This window comes from Pantoea sp. C2G6, from assembly GCF_051336815.1.
Taxonomy (GTDB): Bacteria; Pseudomonadota; Gammaproteobacteria; order Enterobacterales; family Enterobacteriaceae; genus Pantoea.
The window spans coordinates 155294-173587 of sequence record NZ_JBGMNJ010000006.1 but is presented as its reverse complement, the minus strand read 5'-3'; the positions used below and the strand labels follow the sequence as shown (position 1 = coordinate 173587).

The 18294-nt window shown below is 59.2% G+C and carries 21 protein-coding genes; 16 read left to right on the top strand and 5 right to left on the bottom strand.

Annotated elements, in window-relative coordinates; genetic code table 11:
• Positions 1-175: 175 nt before the first annotated feature.
• Positions 176-472 (top strand): I78 family peptidase inhibitor, encoded by a 297-nt coding sequence (locus ACCW71_RS10730; RefSeq protein ID WP_436371172.1) that lies wholly within the window; start codon positions 176-178, stop codon positions 470-472.
• A 160-nt stretch (positions 473-632) separates the two neighbouring features.
• Complete coding sequence (locus tag ACCW71_RS10725) at positions 633-953, top strand: hypothetical protein (protein WP_436371171.1); 321 nt, start codon at positions 633-635, stop codon at positions 951-953.
• 4 nt (positions 954-957) lie between these two features.
• Here the strand turns inward: ACCW71_RS10725 and ACCW71_RS10720 are convergent, their stop codons facing one another.
• Entirely contained in the window at positions 958-1209 is a 252-nt protein-coding gene (locus ACCW71_RS10720; protein WP_436371170.1) for a biofilm development regulator YmgB/AriR family protein, read from the bottom strand.
• A gap of 424 nt (positions 1210-1633) precedes the next feature.
• Here ACCW71_RS10720 and ACCW71_RS10715 point away from each other — a divergent pair, with 424 nt between their 5' ends.
• On the top strand, positions 1634-2908 hold the full coding sequence (locus ACCW71_RS10715; protein WP_436371169.1) for a multidrug efflux MFS transporter: 1275 nt from the start codon (positions 1634-1636) through the stop codon (positions 2906-2908).
• Here ACCW71_RS10715 and ACCW71_RS10710 read toward each other — a convergent pair.
• Complete coding sequence (locus tag ACCW71_RS10710) at positions 2790-5927, bottom strand: beta-galactosidase (protein WP_436371168.1); 3138 nt, start codon at positions 5925-5927, stop codon at positions 2790-2792. The genes ACCW71_RS10715 and ACCW71_RS10710 overlap by 119 nt on opposite strands.
• A 254-nt stretch (positions 5928-6181) precedes the next feature.
• Between ACCW71_RS10710 and ACCW71_RS10705 the strand changes: the two genes are divergently transcribed.
• From ACCW71_RS10705 to ACCW71_RS10690, 4 genes are all read left to right on the top strand, one after another.
• Positions 6182-6328, top strand: a complete 147-nt coding sequence (locus ACCW71_RS10705) for a hypothetical protein (RefSeq protein ID WP_253421186.1) — start codon at positions 6182-6184, stop codon at positions 6326-6328.
• 206 nt (positions 6329-6534) lie between these two features.
• On the top strand, positions 6535-6786 hold the full coding sequence (iraP, locus tag ACCW71_RS10700) for an anti-adapter protein IraP (protein WP_436371167.1): 252 nt from the start codon (positions 6535-6537) through the stop codon (positions 6784-6786).
• A 114-nt stretch (positions 6787-6900) separates the two neighbouring features.
• Positions 6901-7203, top strand: a complete 303-nt coding sequence (locus ACCW71_RS10695; protein ID WP_436371166.1) for a PsiF family protein — start codon at positions 6901-6903, stop codon at positions 7201-7203.
• 203 nt (positions 7204-7406) lie between these two features.
• On the top strand, positions 7407-8933 hold the full coding sequence (locus tag ACCW71_RS10690) for an FAD-dependent oxidoreductase (RefSeq protein ID WP_436371165.1): 1527 nt from the start codon (positions 7407-7409) through the stop codon (positions 8931-8933).
• Between the two features lie 41 nt (positions 8934-8974).
• Here the strand turns inward: ACCW71_RS10690 and proC are convergent, their stop codons facing one another.
• Positions 8975-9787, bottom strand: coding sequence for a pyrroline-5-carboxylate reductase (gene proC, locus ACCW71_RS10685; protein WP_436371164.1), 813 nt, complete (start codon positions 9785-9787; stop codon positions 8975-8977).
• 169 nt (positions 9788-9956) lie between these two features.
• Between proC and ACCW71_RS10680 the strand changes: the two genes are divergently transcribed.
• Positions 9957-10406 carry a YaiI/YqxD family protein gene (locus tag ACCW71_RS10680; RefSeq protein ID WP_436371163.1) on the top strand — a complete coding sequence of 150 codons (450 nt, stop codon included), beginning with the start codon at positions 9957-9959 and terminating at the stop codon, positions 10404-10406.
• A 2-nt stretch (positions 10407-10408) separates the two neighbouring features.
• On the opposite strand, the gene ACCW71_RS10675 is transcribed toward ACCW71_RS10680, so the two are convergent.
• The gene (locus tag ACCW71_RS10675; protein ID WP_436371162.1) at positions 10409-11089 is read right to left on the bottom strand and encodes a DUF2076 domain-containing protein; all 681 of its coding nucleotides are present in this window, start codon (positions 11087-11089) and stop codon (positions 10409-10411) included.
• Between the two features lie 75 nt (positions 11090-11164).
• Between ACCW71_RS10675 and ACCW71_RS10670 the strand changes: the two genes are divergently transcribed.
• The 8 genes from ACCW71_RS10670 to ppnP all read left to right on the top strand — a co-directional run bounded on the left by ACCW71_RS10670 (position 11165) and on the right by ppnP (position 17202).
• The gene (locus ACCW71_RS10670) at positions 11165-11365 is read left to right on the top strand and encodes a hypothetical protein (RefSeq protein ID WP_436371161.1); all 201 of its coding nucleotides are present in this window, start codon (positions 11165-11167) and stop codon (positions 11363-11365) included.
• Positions 11366-11407: 42 nt separating this feature from the next.
• Positions 11408-11932: a shikimate kinase AroL gene (aroL, locus tag ACCW71_RS10665; RefSeq protein WP_436371160.1), complete on the top strand. Its 525-nt coding sequence runs from the start codon at positions 11408-11410 to the stop codon at positions 11930-11932.
• A 104-nt stretch (positions 11933-12036) separates the two neighbouring features.
• Complete coding sequence (locus ACCW71_RS10660; protein ID WP_436371159.1) at positions 12037-12228, top strand: YaiA family protein; 192 nt, start codon at positions 12037-12039, stop codon at positions 12226-12228.
• A gap of 375 nt (positions 12229-12603) precedes the next feature.
• Positions 12604-13356 (top strand): IclR family transcriptional regulator, encoded by a 753-nt coding sequence (locus ACCW71_RS10655; protein ID WP_436371158.1) that lies wholly within the window; start codon positions 12604-12606, stop codon positions 13354-13356.
• A 278-nt stretch (positions 13357-13634) separates the two neighbouring features.
• Positions 13635-15194 (top strand): OPT/YSL family transporter, encoded by a 1560-nt coding sequence (locus ACCW71_RS10650; RefSeq protein WP_436371157.1) that lies wholly within the window; start codon positions 13635-13637, stop codon positions 15192-15194.
• Between the two features lie 10 nt (positions 15195-15204).
• Entirely contained in the window at positions 15205-16137 is a 933-nt protein-coding gene (locus tag ACCW71_RS10645) for a DUF1177 domain-containing protein (RefSeq protein ID WP_436371156.1), read from the top strand.
• 1 nt (position 16138) lies between these two features.
• Positions 16139-16816: an AroM family protein gene (locus ACCW71_RS10640; RefSeq protein WP_436371155.1), complete on the top strand. Its 678-nt coding sequence runs from the start codon at positions 16139-16141 to the stop codon at positions 16814-16816.
• A gap of 95 nt (positions 16817-16911) precedes the next feature.
• Positions 16912-17202, top strand: coding sequence for a pyrimidine/purine nucleoside phosphorylase (gene ppnP, locus ACCW71_RS10635; RefSeq protein WP_436371154.1), 291 nt, complete (start codon positions 16912-16914; stop codon positions 17200-17202).
• A gap of 53 nt (positions 17203-17255) precedes the next feature.
• On the opposite strand, the gene rdgC is transcribed toward ppnP, so the two are convergent.
• Positions 17256-18167, bottom strand: a complete 912-nt coding sequence (gene rdgC / locus ACCW71_RS10630; RefSeq protein WP_436371153.1) for a recombination-associated protein RdgC — start codon at positions 18165-18167, stop codon at positions 17256-17258.
• Positions 18168-18294 lie beyond the last annotated feature (127 nt).

Genomic DNA, 18294 nt, shown 5'->3' with positions numbered 1-18294 from the left:
GTTTACGAACAGACTGTATTTATTTTAGGCAGTGAGTGCGATTATTCCTAAAATTTCCTGTGACTGGCGCGCCTGTTTTACCCGGCTGTAACAACTTTACCTTTCCGGGGTTCAGGTCGGCTGGCACGTTTTGCTACTCTTGAAACAGGTTTACCCGTTCAACAGGAGAAAAAACGTGAAATTTTATGGAAAAGGGCTGCTGGTTATCGGGCTGTTTGCTTTAACCGCCTGTCAGTCTGCCAGCAAACCCGACACCGCCAGTGTGCCGCACGATCCTGACGCTGACCGCTGTGGCGCTTCGCAGTTTCAGAGCTACGTCGGTAAACCCTTAACGGCGCTCCAGGGGCAGCACTTTGAGCAGCAGGTCCGCGCGATCCCCTACAACTCGGCGGTTACCATGGACTTCAACCTTAACCGGCTTAACTTCCTGGCCGATAAAAGCGGCAACATCAGTTCCGTCTACTGTGGCTAGCGGCAAAAGCTGAGGCGCTGTCATCCTCCTGTCATCCAGGCAGGCGAGGATAAGCGGGCGTTTCGGCATTTTCCCGTCACTCAAAAGAGTATGCTCGTCTTGTTTATTCCCGCCCCGGCGGGAATTTTTTTAGCGGCGTCGGGCCGCGACAGGAGTGGAAATGAAACGGTTATCGGGCGTGGGGTTGGCTGCGCTGCTGCTCAGCAGCGCACTGGCGCAGGCTTCCAGCGAGCAGGCCTGGCAGCAGAGTCATCAGGTGATGGTACAGGCCTGTATCAACGCCAGTCACCTCAGCAAAGTGAAGGTGCTGGGGGAGGCGATCGAGTATGACGATAGCGTGGGTTACAGCGCGCTGTTGCTGGAGGGGCGTTATCCCCAGCGACAGATGAAGAATAAGCGCGGACGGGAACTCTGCCTGTTTCAGCGCAGCAGCGGACGGGCCAGCGTCAGTGAAACGGATAAGCTGCGCTGGGTGAAGTAGGGGCTTACTCCTCTGGGCGCGTCTCCATCAGCTGAGCCAGCAGGGTACGGTAAGCATGCAGCCGCTGTTCATCGCCTTCCACCTCCAGCCTGGCGATCACCCGCGCCACCACGGCTTTGTTGGTGGCGGGCTGACCCGCCTCCATCAGCTCGCGCAGAATCACCGCCAGCAGGTCAGATTCCGGCGGCACCCGCCAGTCCGGGCTATTGAAATAGTCGGTGATAGCTCGGCTGGCGCTGTTAGGTTGCACTCTCATTCCCTACCTCCGCTAAAACAACAACGCATCCCTTACGCGACAGCATAAGGGAGGATGAGTGATGGGTTGAACCGGAACGCCTCAGCGCTGACGCAGCCTCTGCGCCGCTTTTGCTAAAGCGTCTGCGTCGATCAGGAAGATCGCCGCTTCGCCTGGAACTGGCGGTTTTTTAAACATAGAAGGCGCGCGAATAATTGTCAGTAACAGCCTGACATATTTTTTTATATTGATGGCCGCGCCTGCTTCACTTCACGCCGGGGCGCAGGATCCATGCGGTAAAAGGCGGCTGTGAGGTTGTTTGCTGCCGCTCATGGCGGCAACTGGAGTGAAATCGGGCGTTTTAGCGGATGTGCCATGTTTTGTCAGTCCCCGCGGGCCACTGCGCGTTACACTTCCCATTCCGTTTCCTGTTAATCATCTCCTCATGCCACGTGCTATTGAACCCTGGAAGATAAACCTGATTTCGGTCTGGTTTGGCTGTTTTTTTACCGGACTGGCGATCAGCCAGATTATTCCCTTTCTGCCGCTCTACCTTGAACAGCTTGGCGTCTCTGGCGGTGAGTCGCTGAGCCTCTGGTCGGGGCTGACCTTCAGCATCACCTTCGTCATCTCCGCCGCAGTGGCCCCGCTGTGGGGCAGTCTGGCCGACCGCAAAGGCCGCAAGCTGATGCTGCTGCGCGCAGCATTGGGGATGGCGCTGGTGATCCTGCTTCAGGCGTTTGTCACCGAAGCCTGGCAGCTGCTGCTGCTGCGCGCGCTGATGGGGCTGACCTCAGGCTATATTCCCAACGCCATGGCGCTGGTGGCGGCGCAGGTACCGCGTGAACGCAGCGGCTGGGCGCTGAGCTGCGTTTCAACCGGGCAGATTGGCGGGGTGATCCTCGGGCCGATGCTGGGAGGGCTGCTGGCGGACTGGGTTGGCCTGCGCACGGTATTTATCGTCACCGCCGCGCTGCTGATGATCAGCTTTCTGGTGACGCTGTTCCTGATAAAAGAGATCGGTTATGTCCCGGTAAGCAAAAAAGATAAGCTCAGCGGACGCGAGGTTTTCCGCTCACTGGACAATCCAAAGCTGATGCTCTGCCTTTTTTGCACCACTATGGTGATCCAGATGTGCAACGGTTCGGTGAATCCGATTCTGACGCTGTTTGTGCGCGAGCTGGCACCTCACGCCGAAAATATCGCCTTTCTGAGCGGCGTGATTGCCGCCTTACCCGGCGTGTCCGCGCTGATGGCTGCGCCCCAGCTCGGGCGACTGGGCGATCGCATCGGCACTCAGCGCATTCTGCTGGCGACCATGGTAATCGCGCTGCTGCTGTTTATCGCCATGTCCTTTGTCACCAGCGCGACGCAGCTCGGGGTGTTACGTTTTCTGCTCGGCTTCGCCGATGGGGCCATGATGCCGGCGGTGCAGACTCTGCTGGTGCGCCACTCGCGCGACACGATCACCGGCCGGATTTTCGGCTACAACCAGTCGTTTATGTATCTCGGCAATGTCGCCGGTCCGCTGCTGGGGGCCGCGGTTTCGGCGGTGGCGGGCTTCCGCTGGGTCTTCTTTGCCACCGCCGTGGTGGTGCTGATTAACGTGCTGTTTCTGAAGCGCTTTTACCGCCGTCCGCAAACGGAGCTGCCAGCCTCCGCTGTGCGATCCGCAGCGTCCCCTGCCAGCGCTGCTGAGTCAGCAGAAACTCAGGACTGACGCTGGGGCTCCAGGAGTCATCGCCACCGACGCCCATATGGGCGATGTCCAGATGGAGCCAGCAGCCCGCTTCCGGGCGCAGAAGGTGGCGATGCGACGCCTCGCGCAGCTGCTCCAGGCTGAAGCGGCCCAGAGAGAAGGCGAAATCGCCGTTGACCTGCCAGCTGCCGCTGTCGAGCTGACGGGTACCGCAGCGCAGCCCGTTCTCACCCGGAAAGACATAGGGGGTGAAAAGCTGTTCCAGCGGCAGCTGCCAGCGGGAAAACTGCGCCGCCAGCTGGCGATCGGGATAATTTTCATGCGGGCCCAGGCCGAGCCAGCTCACCTGCTGCGGGATCTGCGCCAGCTGACAGCGTAATCCGATGCGGGCCGGTGGCGGCAGGCCGCGGGAGTGCTCAACACTGAACAGAAGCTCCAGTTCACCCTCTGCGGTGATCTGAAAGCGTTTACGGCTGATAAAGGCGAGCTGGCCATTGGCGTGCCAGCCGTGCAGCGTCTCTACCTGTACCGCATGCGACAACGCATCCGCCTCGATAGAGACCAGACGGCTGCTCATCTGGTCATAGCCCGCCGCTTTCCAGCGCTCGACCCAGGCGTTGGGATCGACCCGCTCCGCTTCACTGGTGCCAATGTCATTATCCAGCGGGGCGCGAATAAAGCACGCCTGTAAAGGGGAGAGCAGCGTCGGCTGATCCTCCACAAACCACTGAACCAGCTCCCCGCTGTGGCGTGAAAAATGCCAGCGCTGCTGCTGATGCGTCACGATAATCTCGTCCGCCTCGTGGCGCAGCTGGGGTGCCTCGCCCGCTGCTGGCGGCTCAGGTAGCGCCAGCGCCGACGGCAGCGCCCATTGATCCCAGGCGACGCGCCAGCCTGCTTCGCTCCAGCGGGTCGGCCGAAGCTGATGCACCGCGACGCTGAGCCAGCATTCACCTTGTAAGGCAGGGGGCGACGGCAGCGTAATCCGCTGCTGACCCTGCGCCGGAATATCCAGCAAAATTTCCCCCTCGCTGACAGGCTGGCCCGCCTGCTCAATGCGCCAGCGCAGCTGTTCATTATCACTGTGGCGGAACAGATATTCGCTGCTGACGGTAAAGGTCAGCGGATCGCTGGGATCGACCTTAAACTGCCAGAACTGCTGGGCGCGCTGCGCCTCATAGAGCGCCGGATGCGGTGTGCGATCGGCAAACACCAGTCCGTTCATGCAGAACTGACGGTCATTGGGCTTATCACCAAAATCGCCGCCATAGGCCTGCCACGGCTGGCCCCGATCGTCATAGCGGGTCAGGCTCTGATCGACCCAGTCCCAGACAAAGCCGCCCTGCAAGCGCGGGAACTGGCGAAACGCCTGCCAGTATTTAGCGAAACCGCCAAAGCTGTTGCCCATCGCATGGGCATATTCACACAGGATCAGCGGCCGCGTTTCGCCCGGCAGACCGATCCACTTCTTCAGCGACCACTTCGGCACCGCCGGGAAGGGCTGATCCTCATCGACCCTGGCATACATCGGGCAGATGATGTCAGTGGCGGCGGTATCGGCACCTCCCCCCTCATACTGCACCGGACGGGTGGGATCGCTGCTCTTGACCCAGCGGTAGAGCGCATCGTGCGTCGCGCCATGCCCCGACTCATTGCCCAGCGACCAGATAATGATGCAGCAGTGGTTGCGATCGCGCTGCACCATGCGCGTCACCCGTTCGCTGTAGGCGGCAAACCAGCGTGGATCGTCTGAGAGGCGGTTCATCGGCTGCATACCGTGGGTTTCGATATTCGCCTCATCCACCACGTAGAGCCCATACTGGTCGCAGAGCCGATACCAGAGCGGATGATTAGGGTAGTGGGAACAGCGCACCGCATTGAAGTTGTGCTGTTTCATCAGCTCAATGTCGCGGCGCATCATCGCTTCATCCACCACCTGACCCTGCTCCGGGTGATGCTCATGACGATTAGTGCCGCGGATCAGCAGCGGTTTGCCGTTCAGACAGAGTAAGCCGTTATCGATCGTGACCTGGCGGAACCCGACATCATAGGCTTCTGCCTCAATCAGCTGCTGATTTTCATCCAGCAGCGCCAGCGTGACGCGATAGAGGTGCGGCGTTTCGGCGCTCCATAGCCTCGGCCGATCCACCGGCAGGCAGAGCAGGGCGCGTTCAGGATAGTGGCCGCGCTCGTCAACGATGGCGCTGCCCAGCGGCTGCTGACACCGGGCAATCTGCTGTTCGCCCTGCCACAGCGTCAGGCGCAGCTGATAGCGCGCGGCGATCGCGGCGGGCAGGGTGACGCGAACCTGGGCGCGCAGCGTGGCATGGCTCAGTTCCGGGCTGAGCCGCGTCTCCAGCTGAACGTCAGCCAGCTGCACCTCCGGTTTATGCAGCAGCGAGACATCGCGGAAGATCCCGCTCATCCGCCACATATCCTGATCTTCCAGATAGCTGCCATCGCTCCAGCGCAGCACCATTACCGCCAGCCGGTTTTTGCCTGGCCGCAGATGGGGGCTCAGGTCAAATTCGGCGGGCAGACGGCTATCCTGGGAGTAGCCGATCCACTCTCCGTTACACCAGAGATGAAAGGCGGAGTTAACGCCGTCAAAGATAATGCGCGTCTGACCCGCCCCGCACCAGGCGCTGTCGACGCTGAATGTGAGCGAGTAACATCCGGTGGGATTCTCGGCGGGCACCCGCGGCGGATTGACCGGAATCGGATACTGGACGTTGGTGTAAATCGGGGCGTCGTAGCCGTGCATCTGCCAGTTGGCTGGTACCGGCAGCGTGCTGGCGTCCGGCAGATCCTGGAGTAACCAGCTGACCGGCACCGCTTCAGGCTGCGTGAAATAGCTGAAACCCCACTCGCCGTTGAGGCTGCGCAGCGACGCTGAAGGCTGGTCGTCACGCGCCGCGACCTCATCGCGCCAGCTGGCGAATGGCGGATGGGCATCCAGCCGATGCAGCGAGGTCACTACCGGGTTTTCCCAGTCGCGCCGGGAGAGAATATCAATGAGTGCAGCCTGAGAGTGAGCCATGAGGATGTCCTGTCAATGTGATGCGCTCACAATGCGCAAAATTTGTCAGGCTGTAAAGAGTCCGGCTTAACGATTTTCACAAATAGTGTTGCGCTGAAAAGCGGCAGAGATGTTGTGATTGTGCTGCCTTAGTGCCGGTAAAACGTTAAGCCTGGTCAGGAAAGATGAATAGCCGCCTGATACAGAGCAATCTCACTTGTCGGCAGGCGGGCGGCTTCATACACTCAGCCCGATTTCTTCACCCTGAGGTAGATATGGTACGAATAGTTAAGCTGGCTGCTGTGGTGGCCTTAGTGACCGCGCTGAGCGGATGTCTCTTTCCACCGCCGGGTGGTGGTGGCGGTGGTGGCTGGGGCGGTCACGGTGGCGGGCCGGGTCGCGGATTTGTCGATCCGCGCTAAGCGGCCTGAGGCGCTTTTCAAACGGGCGAAACGTTTAACTCCCCCTTTTTTATCAGCAAAACGTTTCGCCCGCCTGCCGCCGTGCAGACCCACGCCAGCCGGGGCGCACAACGCCCGATAACTCACTGAAAAATTTGCTGTTGCCCTCTGTTTTTTTTCTCAGCCTGGTGATAATTTCAGCTTTTCTCTCCCGCCGAGACAACAGCATGAAAAACCTGATTGCTGAATTGCTGCTAAAACTGGCTGAAAAAGAGGCCACCGCCAAAGAACAGATTGCGCAGATTGAAGCCCTGGAGATTGTGGTCACGGCGCTGGTGCGCAAGCTGGACCCATCACAACATCAGGCGATCCTTTCCGGGATTGAAAACGCCATCGACCATGTCGCCGACGCCAGCGATGAGAATGCCGCGCTGCTGCGCCGTCATATCGACAGACTGCTGCGCCATCCCCGCGAATAGCGGCGACAGTGACCATCGGGAATGGGATCTTCACATCACTTTGACCTGAAACATTTTCCGCTTTGCTTATTCACTGCCAGAATATCAGGGACAACTCACAGTGGAGAAAAGAAGATGAAAGTCAGTTTAACGGCGATGATGATGGCAGGTCTGCTGGTCAGTGGGTTAGCCAGTGCGGCAGAAAAAACCCCGCAGCAGGAGAAGATGACGATGTGTAACCAGCATGCGAAAACCCAAGATCTCAAAGGGGATGCGCGCAAAACCTTTATGAGCGAGTGCCTGAAAAAGGATAGCAAGCTGTCGCAGATGTCACCGCAGCAGATGAAAATGAAAACCTGCAACGGCGAAGCGGGAGATAAAAAGCTGGCGGGTGATGCGCGTAAAACCTTTATGAGCCAGTGCCTGAAAAAAAGCTGATCGCTTTCGGCCACGCAGGTGGCCGCCTCTCCTCCTTGCCTGTTCCTGATTAAATTCCCCGCTAAAACAGCCGTTTATACCAACGATTAACATTTATACGCAGCCGTAACGGTTCCTTTGCCACACTTACTGTTTGCAGGGATTTGCGCCGCACTGAGTTTTGCCGCGCATTTCCACGCCGGAACAGCCAAAGGAGCCCTGTCGTGAACTATCAATTTACTGTCGCCCTGAACGATCTGCCGCAGCGTCAGCCGGTAAAAAAACAGCTTGGTGAAGTTGAGGTGTTGCTGATCCGCGATGGGGATCGGGTACGCGCTTATCAGGCGAAATGCCCGCACGCCGGTGCGCCGCTGGAGCAGGGCGCGATCTGCGGCGATCGGCTGGTCTGTCCATGGCACAAGGCGGCGTTTAATCTGGCGGATGGCCGGATGTGCGAACCGCTGGCGTTAGCCGATCTCAAACAGTATCCGCTGCGTATCGAAGAGGGCAAGGTGCTGGTGAACCCGAAAGCGATGTCGCCAGCCGCCCCGATCGGCAGCGGCGCTGAGGCACCGGTTTACGTGGTGCTGGGTGGCGGTGCCGCTGGCAGCGCGGCATTGTGGCGGCTGCGTCATGAAGGGTTTAAAGGCCGGGTGGTGCTGGTGGAGCGCGAAGCGGATGCGCCCTACGACCGCACCGCGCTGACCAAATTTGTGCCGTCGGGAAAAATGGCGATCAGCGAGGTGCCACAGTTACTGAAAGCGGATGTGATGGATCACGTTGAGCGTATTCAGGCCAGCGTAAGCCGGCTTGACAGCAAGCAGCAGCGCCTGATCTTCGCCAGCGGCGAAACGCTCTCTTTCGACCGGCTACTGATCGCCAGTGGCGCGACCCCGATCCGTCCCGATCTGCCGGGCAGCGATCTTGAGGGCGTCTATCTGCTGCGCAGTAAAGATCAGGCGGATGAGCTGCTTCAGGCGGTCGATGCCAGCCAGCAGATTGTGATTATCGGCAACAGTTTTATCGGTACCGAGCTGGCGTCGGCACTGCGCAACCGTGATATTGATGTAACGGTCATCGCCCGCCAGCCGCTGCCGTTTGCTAAACAGTTTGGCGAGCAGATTGGCCGCTACTTCTATCAGCTGCATCAGCAAAATGGCGTGAAGTGGGTGCAGGGAGAGATCGAGGCGTTACAGGGCGAGCACCAGGTGAGTGGCGTTCAGCTGAAAGGCGGACGGCAGCTGGCCGCCCATGTGGTGCTGTTTGCCACCGGCGTCGAACCGGCCACCGATTTTATTCACGATCTGCCGCTGGCAGAGGATGGCAGTTTACAGGCGGACGCACATCTGCGGGTAGCGGAGAATATCTGGGTAGCGGGAGATATTGCGACCTGGCCATCGGCGCAGGGACCGCTGCGCATTGAGCACTATCGTGTGGCGCATCAGCAGGGGCAGACGGCGGCACGCAATATGCTGGATCAGTCGGTCGCCTTTGATCGCGTGCCCTTTTTCTGGACCACGCAGTATGGCAGCCGCTATGAATATCTGGGCCACGCCGCCGAATGGGATACTTTTGAGCTGCTCGGTTCGCTGGAAGAGAAGAAATTTATGGCGTTCTATGGCCAGCAGGGCCAGCTGGCGGCCATCTGCTCATGCGGGATGTATACGCTGACCGCCGGGCTGATAGAACGGATGCAGCAGCCGATGACAGTGGCGGAAGCGGTGGCGATCTATCAGGCCAGCGTGGCGTAAACGGAAGAGGGCGGGCCAGCCCGCCCTCTCTACTGCCAGTATCAGCTGCGGCTGAGCTTTTCTGACTTCGCCATGCACTGCTGCATCGCTTCAATTACCGCCGAGCGCATCCCTTTCTCTTCCAGCACTTTTACCGCTTCAATGGTGGTGCCGCCTGGTGAGCAGACCATATCTTTGAGTTCAGCCGGATGTTTCCCGGTCTCCAGCACCATCTGCGCCGCCCCTTTCACCGCCTGCGCCGCAAACTGATAGGCCTGGGCGCGCGGCATCCCGCCCGCCACCGCGGCATCCGCCATCGCTTCAATAAACATAAACACGTAGGCCGGGGCTGAGCCGCTGACGCCGACCACGGCGTGGATCAGATACTCCTCCACCACCGCGGCTTTGCCGAAGCATTGGAAAATCGCGACCACATCGTCAATCTCCGCCTGCTCAACCAGCACATTGGGGGTCACTGAGGTCATGCCTTCGCTCACCAGCGAGGGGGTGTTGGGCATCGCCCGGATGATTTTGCGGTCATAACCCAGCACCGATGAGAGCGAATCGAGCGTGACGCCAGCGGCAATCGATACCACCAGCGCCTCTTTTTTCAGGCTGCCCGCCAGCTCTTTTAACACTTTCAGGATGACGTTGGGTTTCACCGCGCCAAACAGAATATCCACCTCACGCGCCAGCGAGTCGGCGCTTTCGGCCGCGTTAACGCCATACTGCTCCGCCATCGCCTGGTTGGTTTCTGCTTTGCGGTCATAAACGAAAATATCAGAAGGGGCGATTTTGCCGCTGTTGACCAGCCCGCCAATAATGGCTTTCGCCATATTTCCCCCGCCGATAAACCCGATTTTCTTTGCCAGCATCGCCATCTCCTTTAGGACATCATTGGTTTTTCTCAGTGGGTTAGCTTACTTCAGCCAGCCTGAATAACAAGTCAGCCCGCGGCGGGCTGGAAGGCACGCCGCAAATAAACATTGCCATTCAGCAGGAGCAGGGCAGGATCATCTCCTTAGCTGACTGTAAGGAGCGAGGATGTTGATCTGGGTCGATGCGGACGCCTGTCCGAATGTGATTAAAGAGGTGCTTTACCGGGCTGCGGATCGCACCGCCACCACGGTGACGTTTGTGGCTAACCAGTTTCTGCGCGTGCCGCCATCCCCTTATCTGCGCACCCTACAGGTGCCAGCCGGGTTTGACGTGGCGGATAATGAGATTGTCCGACGGGTTCAGCCAGGGGATCTGGTGATCACCGCGGATATTCCGCTGGCGGCGGAAGTGATTGAGAAGGGGGCGGCGGCGCTGAATCCGCGCGGCGAACGTTACTCACCGGCAACGATTCGTGAACGTCTGACGATGCGTGATTTTATGGATACCCTGCGTTCCAGCGGCGTGCAGACCGGCGGCCCCGCGGCGATGAGTCCGCGTGACCGCCAGCAGTTCGCTAACGAGCTGGATAGCTGGCTCAGACAGCAGAAACGCTGAAATCAGACAAAGCTGTCGTCGTCGTCGAAATCGTTGCCGCCAAAATCGTTCAGATCGCCGTTGTCGGCAAAGCCATTATCCCAGCCGCTATTCTGGTCGAGAAAGGCGTTGTCATCGCCGCCGTTAAAGGTGTTGAGATTATCATTCACCTCGGGCAGCGGCGGCTCGTTGATGATGTTCACAATCTCTTCCGGCTGTGAATGATGGAACATGCTGGTCAGCATATCAGCCATCACCACACCCCCGGCCACGCCCACCGCGGTTTGCAGCGCCCCACCGAGGAAACCGCTGCCGCGTGGTGCCGGGGCGCTGGCATACTGCGGCGGTTGCTGCTGTGGCTGTTGCGGCGCACTGTTCCACACGGGTTGCTGCTGCGCGGCGGGCTGCTGACGGGAACCGCCGCCAAACAGGCCCGACAGGAAGCCGCCGCTGCTCTGCGCCGGTTGCTGCTGTTGCTGCTGCGCCAGCTGGTTCTCCAGCGCCGCGACCCGCTCGTTGAGCTTTTTCAGCGCCGCTTCCTGAATCAGGATCGCCTGCGCCATGTAGTAGGGCGCGCCGGGCTGCGCCTGAAGATGCTGGTTAATCAGTTGTTCAGCGGCGGCATCGCGTGCCGCGGTCTGGCTTTCAGCCTGTTTCAGACGGCTGAACAGCCCTTCGATCAGTTGTTGTTCTTCGCGTTGCATGATGGCTCTCCTGTTGCGACTCTCATCAGTATATGGGGGCGCTGCGTCACAAAGTAAAATCAGGGCGGTAAGCAAATGTTGCCGACCCGATTGCAGCAACTTTTCCCGCGCGTTCTGCGGCTCTTTTTCCTCGCTGATGCACGGATCGTGCAGGCGGTAGGTGTTGAAAACATGGCGTTTCCGGGTACAGCGCGGCGGAAAAAGCGTAAAACCTGCCTGACAGGTGGAGGCAAGAATAATTTCCAGTTATCATGCGTCGCATCTTTACTCAGCTAACTCAGTAGCCGCATCGCGCGGTCAGTCGGAGGAACGGCCCTGATGTCTCTACCCATCTTTTTGATTGGCGCTCGCGGTTGCGGCAAAACCACCGTGGGCGAAGCGCTGTCACAGGCGTTAGGCTACGCCTTCTGCGATACCGATCACCACCTGCAACTCACCACCCAGCGCAGCGTGGCGGAAATTGTTGCGACAGAAGGCTGGGAAGGTTTTCGCGCCCGCGAAACCGAATCGCTCAAAGCGGTGACGGCCCCGCAGACCGTGATCGCCACCGGTGGCGGTATGATCCTGGCGGAAGAGAACTGCCACTTTATGCAGCAGCAGGGCCAGGTGATCTGGCTGAGCGCCTCGCCTGACGTACTGGCCGAGCGGCTGGAAAGCGAGCCGGAAGCGGCGCAGCGGCCGACGCTGACCGGACGCCCGATTGCCGATGAGATGAGCGATGTGCTGCGCGAGCGGGCGCATCTCTATCGCGCCGCGGCCCACCATCAGGTTAACGCCATGCAATCTCCCGATCGCGTGGTGGAAGAGATCCTGCACTCCCTCTCTCTGGCACGCGCCAGCTAACACTCAGATATTTCCCGCTTTCATTCCGCTTCCGGCGCGGTTGTCTATACTGAATCCATGACAGGCATCAGCCTGTCTTGTGATTCAGCTAAGAGGGACACAGTATGCCGACCAGACCACCCTATCCACGTGAAGCGAAAATTGTGCCGGTAGAAAAGGGCACCGAAGGCAACAAAGTAACATCGTATGAATTGCGTGCTGATCATCCCAAACCGAATTCCTTAATCAGTGAGCATGAATCGGAAGAGGAAGCGCGTGACGCCAAAATGCGTTACGAAGATGTCGAAAAAGAGTAAAACGTTGCTGCTGGCAGGGATGCTGGCCTGAACCTCCGCCTGATTAACCGTTTTAATGTTTCCCGGTCTGAAAAGCCTATTGCGGCTGCTGCTCCGCCTGCCGTTTTTTCATCTCCCCTGATGCATAACCCACTGCCAGACGGTGCTATAAGGCAAAATTTACGCAGATTTACTGTCAGACCGACGTTGTCGCCGGTTCCATGCTGCCAGATTTCTTCTGCACCAGATAAAGCCCCGCTAATCATTTCTCTTTCCGTATTTTCTCTGCTGATTTTTTTCCTGTGCTCAAAATTGCAGCTTGACCGATTCCTTCCTACCGATTATTTTCAGTTTACGAATTCAGGAACTTAGTTCCATATAGTGGAACCTGCTGGCATGACGACACTTGAAAACGCCGCCGCCGTACTCAGACTGTTTCAGCGCAAAGGCGTGACGCAGGGCAGTGTCGGGCTGACATTCAGTGAGGTGGTTGAGGCGTTAACGCTGCCCAAGAGCACCGTATCGCGTCTGCTGGCGACCATGGAAAGTCAGGGATTGCTGGAACGGAATGAGGAAACCCGCGGTTACCACATTGGCCGCGTGCTGTTAGCGGCGGCCGGACACTATCTTTCGGCTCCGCTGGTCGACAGCGTCTCGGCGGCGATGGTCAGGCTGGCCGCCAGCACCGGCTGCATGGGGTACGTCTCCAAACTTGAAGGGCGGGAAGTGCTGGTGATGCGCATGTTTCATGGCCGCCACTTCACGCAGATGGTGACGCCGCCGGGCAGCCGGATGCCTGCGGAGGCGACCTCGACCGGCCGGGCACTGTTAGCCCGGCTGAGCGATGACGAGGTCCGGGCGCGTTTCCGCGATTGCTGGCAGGTGGTCTCGGCCAACTCGCCGCAGGACCTGGACGCGCTGTGCAGCCAGCTGGCGGAGATCCGCTCTCAGGGCTGGTCACTGGCCCGCAATGAGACGCTGCCGGGCATCAGTTCGCTGTCGGTCATTGTTCATAACAAACATCATGGCGAAACGGTGGCACTCTGCCTGTCGTTTCTGTCACAGGAGAACGAACCGGGTTATCCGCCGGCACTCCTTGAAGCCTTACGCGCAACGGCCGCAGAGATGGCCGAAAAATATGGCGCGTAACTTCTCAACGATTTTATCGGCGTAATACTTTCGCCACACCAGGGAAATACCAGGGCCTTCGGGCCTTTTTCTTTCAATCTGATCGTGATGTCTGCGCAGCAAGCTGATTGCCTGTGTTCGCTCTCCCCTGTCTTTTACCGCAGTTCAGTCACCGGGAGTGGCGTGCATCGGCAACGGCTCTGTGCGGCCGATCGGTGAAACTGACCGACGTGGTAAGCCAGCCAGCGGGCGGGTAACACGTTATTTCATCTCTTCTGGACAAGGACTGACGGGGATATATGGAACGGGTAAATCCGATTAAGCAGGCTGGCGTTGCGCTGGTATTAATTTTTCTTTCTGTCGCGGGTGCCATTATCGGCATTCAGCTTATTACCACCATTGGGGTGACGCCCAATACCTCAATCATCGGCGCGCTGTTTGCCATGCTGCTGGCGCGCATCCCTTTGCAGGCTTTTCGCCGCTATCGCTCGATTGAAATACAGAACCTGGCGCAAACCGCCATTTCGTCCGCGACCTTCGGCGCAGCCAACAGTTTGCTGATGCCGATTGCGGTGCCCTGGGCGCTGGGCGAGCCGCAGCTGGTGCTGCCGCTGTTTTGTGGCGTCAGCGCCGCGATGCTGCTGGACGCCTGGCTGCTCTACCGGCTGTTCGATACCCGCGTTTTCCCGGCCAGCAACGCCTGGCCTCCGGGCGTCGCGGCGGCTGAAGCGATCAAAGCGGGGGATAAAGGCGGACGGCAGGCGTGGCTGCTGGTGGTGGGGATCGTCGGCGGTGTGGTCGGCGCGATGCTGAAGATCCCGATGTCCGCCTTTGGTACGGCGTTTATCGGCAATATCTGGGCGCTCTCGATGCTCGGCATCGGTTTTCTGCTGCGCGCCTATGCGCAGCCGGTGGCCGGTATCGATATTAACGCGCTCTATATTCCACACGGCGTCATGGTCGGTGCCGGTCTGGTGGCGCTGATTCAGGTGGTGATGGTGATCCGCAGCCGCAAAAACGACGCGCTGGTGGTGAGCCGTAACGGCAATGAAATATCGCGGGCGCTGGGTCTGGGCAGCGTGGGCTATATCCTGATTTCGGCGCTGCTGGCGCTGGCGGGCGGCCTGTGGAGTGAGATGGGCGTTGTGATGCTGCTGCTGTTTATTCTCTACGCCGCCTTTGCCGCCTTCGCACACGAACTGATTGTCGGCATCGCCGCCATGCACTCCGGCTGGTTTCCGGCCTTTGCCGTAGCGCTGATTACCCTGATTATCGGCATTCTGATCGGCTTTCCGCCGCTGGCACTCTGCCTGCTGTGCGGCTTTACCGCCGCCACCGGACCGGCGTTTGCAGATATGGGTTATGACCTGAAAGCGGGCTTTATCCTGCGCGGCAACGGGGCCGATCTGCAACAGGAGCTGTGGGGACGGCGCATTCAGCTGATCGCGGCGATGATCGCTTTTGTGGTATCGATTCCGCTGGTCTGGTACGCCCACACTTTCTTTTTTGCGGACAACCTGCTGCCGCCGGTGGCACGGGTCTATGCCAAAACTATTCAGGCGGGCGCAGAGCCAGGCATCGCGGCCAATCTGCTGATGTGGGCGATCCCGGGCGCGATTATCCAGCTGACTGGCGGACCAAAACGCCAGCTGGGCGTGCTGCTCGCCACCGGCCTGTTAATCAACAACGCGATGGCGGGCTGGGCGGTGGTGGTCGGCATTGCCCTGCGCATTGTGATTATTCGCATCTGGGGCGAGCGTGGCCGATCGCCGATGGAGGTGATGGCCGCCGGCTTTATCGCCGGAGACGCCCTCTACAGCTTCTTCCATTCGCTGTTTGCCAGCAGCAGTAAGAAATAAAGGATAAACCATGAGTTTGCAGCAGACCCTGACGGTCTTTGAGTTACTGGATAGCGCCCATATCGATGGGCAGCAGGTGGTGGATCTGTTCGCGGCTTTTCCGGGTGTGGAAGCCCGCGTTAACCGCGTCACCGGCCCTAAAGGGCGCACCGATTTTGTGCGCATCGATATTCCCGGCAGCCAGGGCAAAGCCAGCGGCGGTACGGCACCGACGCTGGGCATTATTGGTCGTCTCGGCGGTATCGGCGCGCGTCCGAACCGCATTGGCATGGTCTCTGACGCCGACGGTGCGGTGGCGGCGATTGCCAGCGCGCTGAAGCTGGCGCAGATGCAGAGCAAAGGAGATCGGCTGGCCGGGGATGTGATTGTCACCACCCATATCTGCCCGGATGCGCCGACGCGACCGCATCAGCCGGTCGATTTTATGGATTCGCCGATTGATGATGTCACCATGAATGACAACGAAGTGGTGGCGGGTGTGGATGCGATCCTGTCGATCGACACCACCAAAGGCAACCGCATCATCAACCATAAAGGCTTTGCCCTGTCGCCGACGGTGAAAGAGGGCTATATCCTGCGGGTTTCAGACGATCTGCTGCGCATCATGGAGATGACCAGCGGCCGTCCGGCGGTGACGTTTCCCATCACCACCCAGGACATCACTCCTTACGGCAACGGCGTCTACCATCTGAACAGCATCCTGCAACCTTCGACCGCCACCGATGTGCCGGTGGTAGGCGTGGCGATCACCGCCGAGTCGGTGGTGCCCGGCTGCGGAACCGGAGCCAGCCACGAAGTGGACATCGCCGCCGCGGCGAAGTTTGCTGTGGAAGTGGCGAAGGAGTTTGGTCGGGAGACCTGTCACTTTTACGATGCCGAAGAGTATGCGCGACTGCTGGCGCTCTATGGCAGCCTGGCGCACCTGCGTCAGCGGAAAGCGTAACATGGCGAAATCCCTGGTCACCTTAACCATCGGGCAGTCGCCGCGCAGCGATATTCTGCCGCTGTTACGTCAGCATCTGCCGGATGCGCAGAGCGATCACGCCGGTCTGCTGGATGGGCTCAGCCCGGCCGACATTGCCGCGCAGTATGGGCCGTCGGCAGGCGAGGCGATTCTGGTTTCGCGGTTGCAGAGCGGCGAGCAGGTGCGGCTGGCGGCTCCGAAGGTGGAGCAGGGATTACAGCGCAAAATCAGCGCGCTGGAGCAGGCGGGTTATGAGACCATCCTGCTGCTCTGCACCGGCGAGTTCAGCACGCTTCGCACCCGGCGCGCGCTGCTGCTGGAGCCGGATCGTATTATTCCGCCGCTGATTCAGGCGCTGGTGCAGCATCAGCGGGTCGGTATTGTGGTGCCGGTAGAAGAGCAGATAGTTGAGCAGGCGGCCAAGTGGCACGCGCTGCCGTCGCCGCCCTGTTTCGCGGTCGCCAGCCCCTATCAGGGCGATGAGGCGAGTTTCGCCGCGGCTGCCCGCCAGCTGAGTGCCCAGGGCGCCGGGCTGGTGGTGCTGGACTGCATCGGCTACCGGCAGCAGCACCGGCTCTGGTTACAGCAGCAGCTGACGGTGCCGGTATTGCTCTCTAATCAGCTGGTCGCCCGGCTGGCGGCGGAACTGCTGCCCTGATGGGAGAGATCACAAAGGGGTATCATTTCGCGTGACAGATCAGTGGGTTCCCTTCTACACTGCCAGCACACCTTAATGTGCTCTGGAGAACTATTATGCTCAATGTAAGTGAGTATTTTGACGGAAAAGTTAAATCTATCGGTTTTGACAGTGCGAGCACCGGCCGTGCCAGCGTGGGCGTGATGGCTGAAGGTGAATACACATTTGGTACCGGCCAGCCGGAAGAGATGACCGTGGTCAGCGGCTCACTGAAGGTGTTACTGCCGGGTGAAACCGAGTGGAAGTGGTATGAAGCGGGTGCGGTGTTTAACGTGCCGGGTCACAGCGAGTTTCATTTGCAGGTGGGTGAGCCGAGTTCCTATCTCTGCCGTTACCTGAAAGATTAAAAAAAAGGGCCGCTTAGCGGCCCTTTTTTTCAGGCGATGCAGTCTGTGACGGATTAACGCTGGGCTTCGCCGCCGAGCGCTTCCACCAGATTGCTGGTCAGCGCCGCCAGTTCACTGGTCATCAGAATAAAGTCGGCGTCAAAGCGCTGGGCGAAATCTTCGCGGTCAATATCGTCGTTCTGGTCGCGCAGCGTGTCGCTGAACTTCAGACGCTTCACCGAGCCATCGTCGGCCAGCACGAACTGAATACGCTCCTGCCAGTCGAGCGCCAGTTTAGTGACCAGCTTGCCCGCTTCGATGTGGTTGGCGATCTCATCGCAGACCAGATCCTGCTTCTTGCAGCGGATCACGCCGCCATCTTCCAGCAGCGCTTTCAGCTCCGCTTCATCCATCAGCGCGAAACCGGCTGGCACTTCGCCTGAACGCACCCATTCGGTCAGGGTCAGCTCAATCGGGCTCTCCAGCGTCAGCGGCACCACCGGCAGAGAGCCGAGGCTTTTGCGCAGCAGCGCCAGGGTATCTTCCGCTTTTTTGGCGCTGGCGCAGTCGACCATAATCAGGTTGTTGACGGTGTCGATCCACAGGTAGGTCTGGCTGAAGCGGCTGAACGCGCGCGGCAGCAGGCTGTGCAGCACTTCATCTTTCAGCGAATCTTTTTCGGTCTTCTTCAGCTTGCGACTCTGTTCCGCTTCCAGCTTGTCGATTTTCGCTTCCAGCGCCTGCTTCACCACCGGCGACGGCAGAATTTTCTCTTCTTTACGGGCGCAAATCACGATCTGGCCGTTGTTCTCATGGGTCAGCGCATCGCTGCGGTTGCCCATCGGTGATACCCAGCCAGTTTTGCTCATATCCTGGCTACCGCAGGGTGAAAACGTGAAGGCGTCGAGCTGTTTTTCCATCTCATCTGCGGACAACGGAATGTCACGATTCAGACGATAAACCATCATATTTTTAAACCACAACATCGGGATTCCTTACCGTGGCGCGATCGGGCGCACAAGTCTGAGAGAGTCAGCGCGCATGATAGCGAAACATCGGAGTGGTTTCATTGCCTTTCCGGCAGACGCCTTTTACTGTATCTCTCACCTGAAT

What these genes read in the sequence shown, in the direction of transcription:
- ACCW71_RS10710 (WP_436371168.1), bottom strand. Translation starts at nt 5,927, where the DNA reads ATGGCTCACTCTCAGGCTGCACTCATTGATATTCTCTCCCGGCGCGAC.
- ACCW71_RS10695 (WP_436371166.1), top strand. Translation starts at nt 6,901, where the DNA reads ATGAAAGTCAGTTTAACGGCGATGATGATGGCAGGTCTGCTGGTCAGT.
- ACCW71_RS10670 (WP_436371161.1), top strand. Translation starts at nt 11,165, where the DNA reads ATGTTGCCGACCCGATTGCAGCAACTTTTCCCGCGCGTTCTGCGGCTC.
- ACCW71_RS10705 (WP_253421186.1), top strand. Translation starts at nt 6,182, where the DNA reads ATGGTACGAATAGTTAAGCTGGCTGCTGTGGTGGCCTTAGTGACCGCG.
- ACCW71_RS10640 (WP_436371155.1), top strand. Translation starts at nt 16,139, where the DNA reads ATGGCGAAATCCCTGGTCACCTTAACCATCGGGCAGTCGCCGCGCAGC.
- ppnP (WP_436371154.1), top strand. Translation starts at nt 16,912, where the DNA reads ATGCTCAATGTAAGTGAGTATTTTGACGGAAAAGTTAAATCTATCGGT.
- ACCW71_RS10660 (WP_436371159.1), top strand. Translation starts at nt 12,037, where the DNA reads ATGCCGACCAGACCACCCTATCCACGTGAAGCGAAAATTGTGCCGGTA.
- aroL (WP_436371160.1), top strand. Translation starts at nt 11,408, where the DNA reads ATGTCTCTACCCATCTTTTTGATTGGCGCTCGCGGTTGCGGCAAAACC.
- ACCW71_RS10675 (WP_436371162.1), bottom strand. Translation starts at nt 11,089, where the DNA reads ATGCAACGCGAAGAACAACAACTGATCGAAGGGCTGTTCAGCCGTCTG.
- proC (WP_436371164.1), bottom strand. Translation starts at nt 9,787, where the DNA reads ATGCTGGCAAAGAAAATCGGGTTTATCGGCGGGGGAAATATGGCGAAA.
- ACCW71_RS10725 (WP_436371171.1), top strand. Translation starts at nt 633, where the DNA reads ATGAAACGGTTATCGGGCGTGGGGTTGGCTGCGCTGCTGCTCAGCAGC.
- ACCW71_RS10645 (WP_436371156.1), top strand. Translation starts at nt 15,205, where the DNA reads ATGAGTTTGCAGCAGACCCTGACGGTCTTTGAGTTACTGGATAGCGCC.
- ACCW71_RS10655 (WP_436371158.1), top strand. Translation starts at nt 12,604, where the DNA reads ATGACGACACTTGAAAACGCCGCCGCCGTACTCAGACTGTTTCAGCGC.
- ACCW71_RS10715 (WP_436371169.1), top strand. Translation starts at nt 1,634, where the DNA reads ATGCCACGTGCTATTGAACCCTGGAAGATAAACCTGATTTCGGTCTGG.
- rdgC (WP_436371153.1), bottom strand. Translation starts at nt 18,167, where the DNA reads ATGTTGTGGTTTAAAAATATGATGGTTTATCGTCTGAATCGTGACATT.
- ACCW71_RS10680 (WP_436371163.1), top strand. Translation starts at nt 9,957, where the DNA reads ATGTTGATCTGGGTCGATGCGGACGCCTGTCCGAATGTGATTAAAGAG.
- ACCW71_RS10650 (WP_436371157.1), top strand. Translation starts at nt 13,635, where the DNA reads ATGGAACGGGTAAATCCGATTAAGCAGGCTGGCGTTGCGCTGGTATTA.
- ACCW71_RS10720 (WP_436371170.1), bottom strand. Translation starts at nt 1,209, where the DNA reads ATGAGAGTGCAACCTAACAGCGCCAGCCGAGCTATCACCGACTATTTC.
- iraP (WP_436371167.1), top strand. Translation starts at nt 6,535, where the DNA reads ATGAAAAACCTGATTGCTGAATTGCTGCTAAAACTGGCTGAAAAAGAG.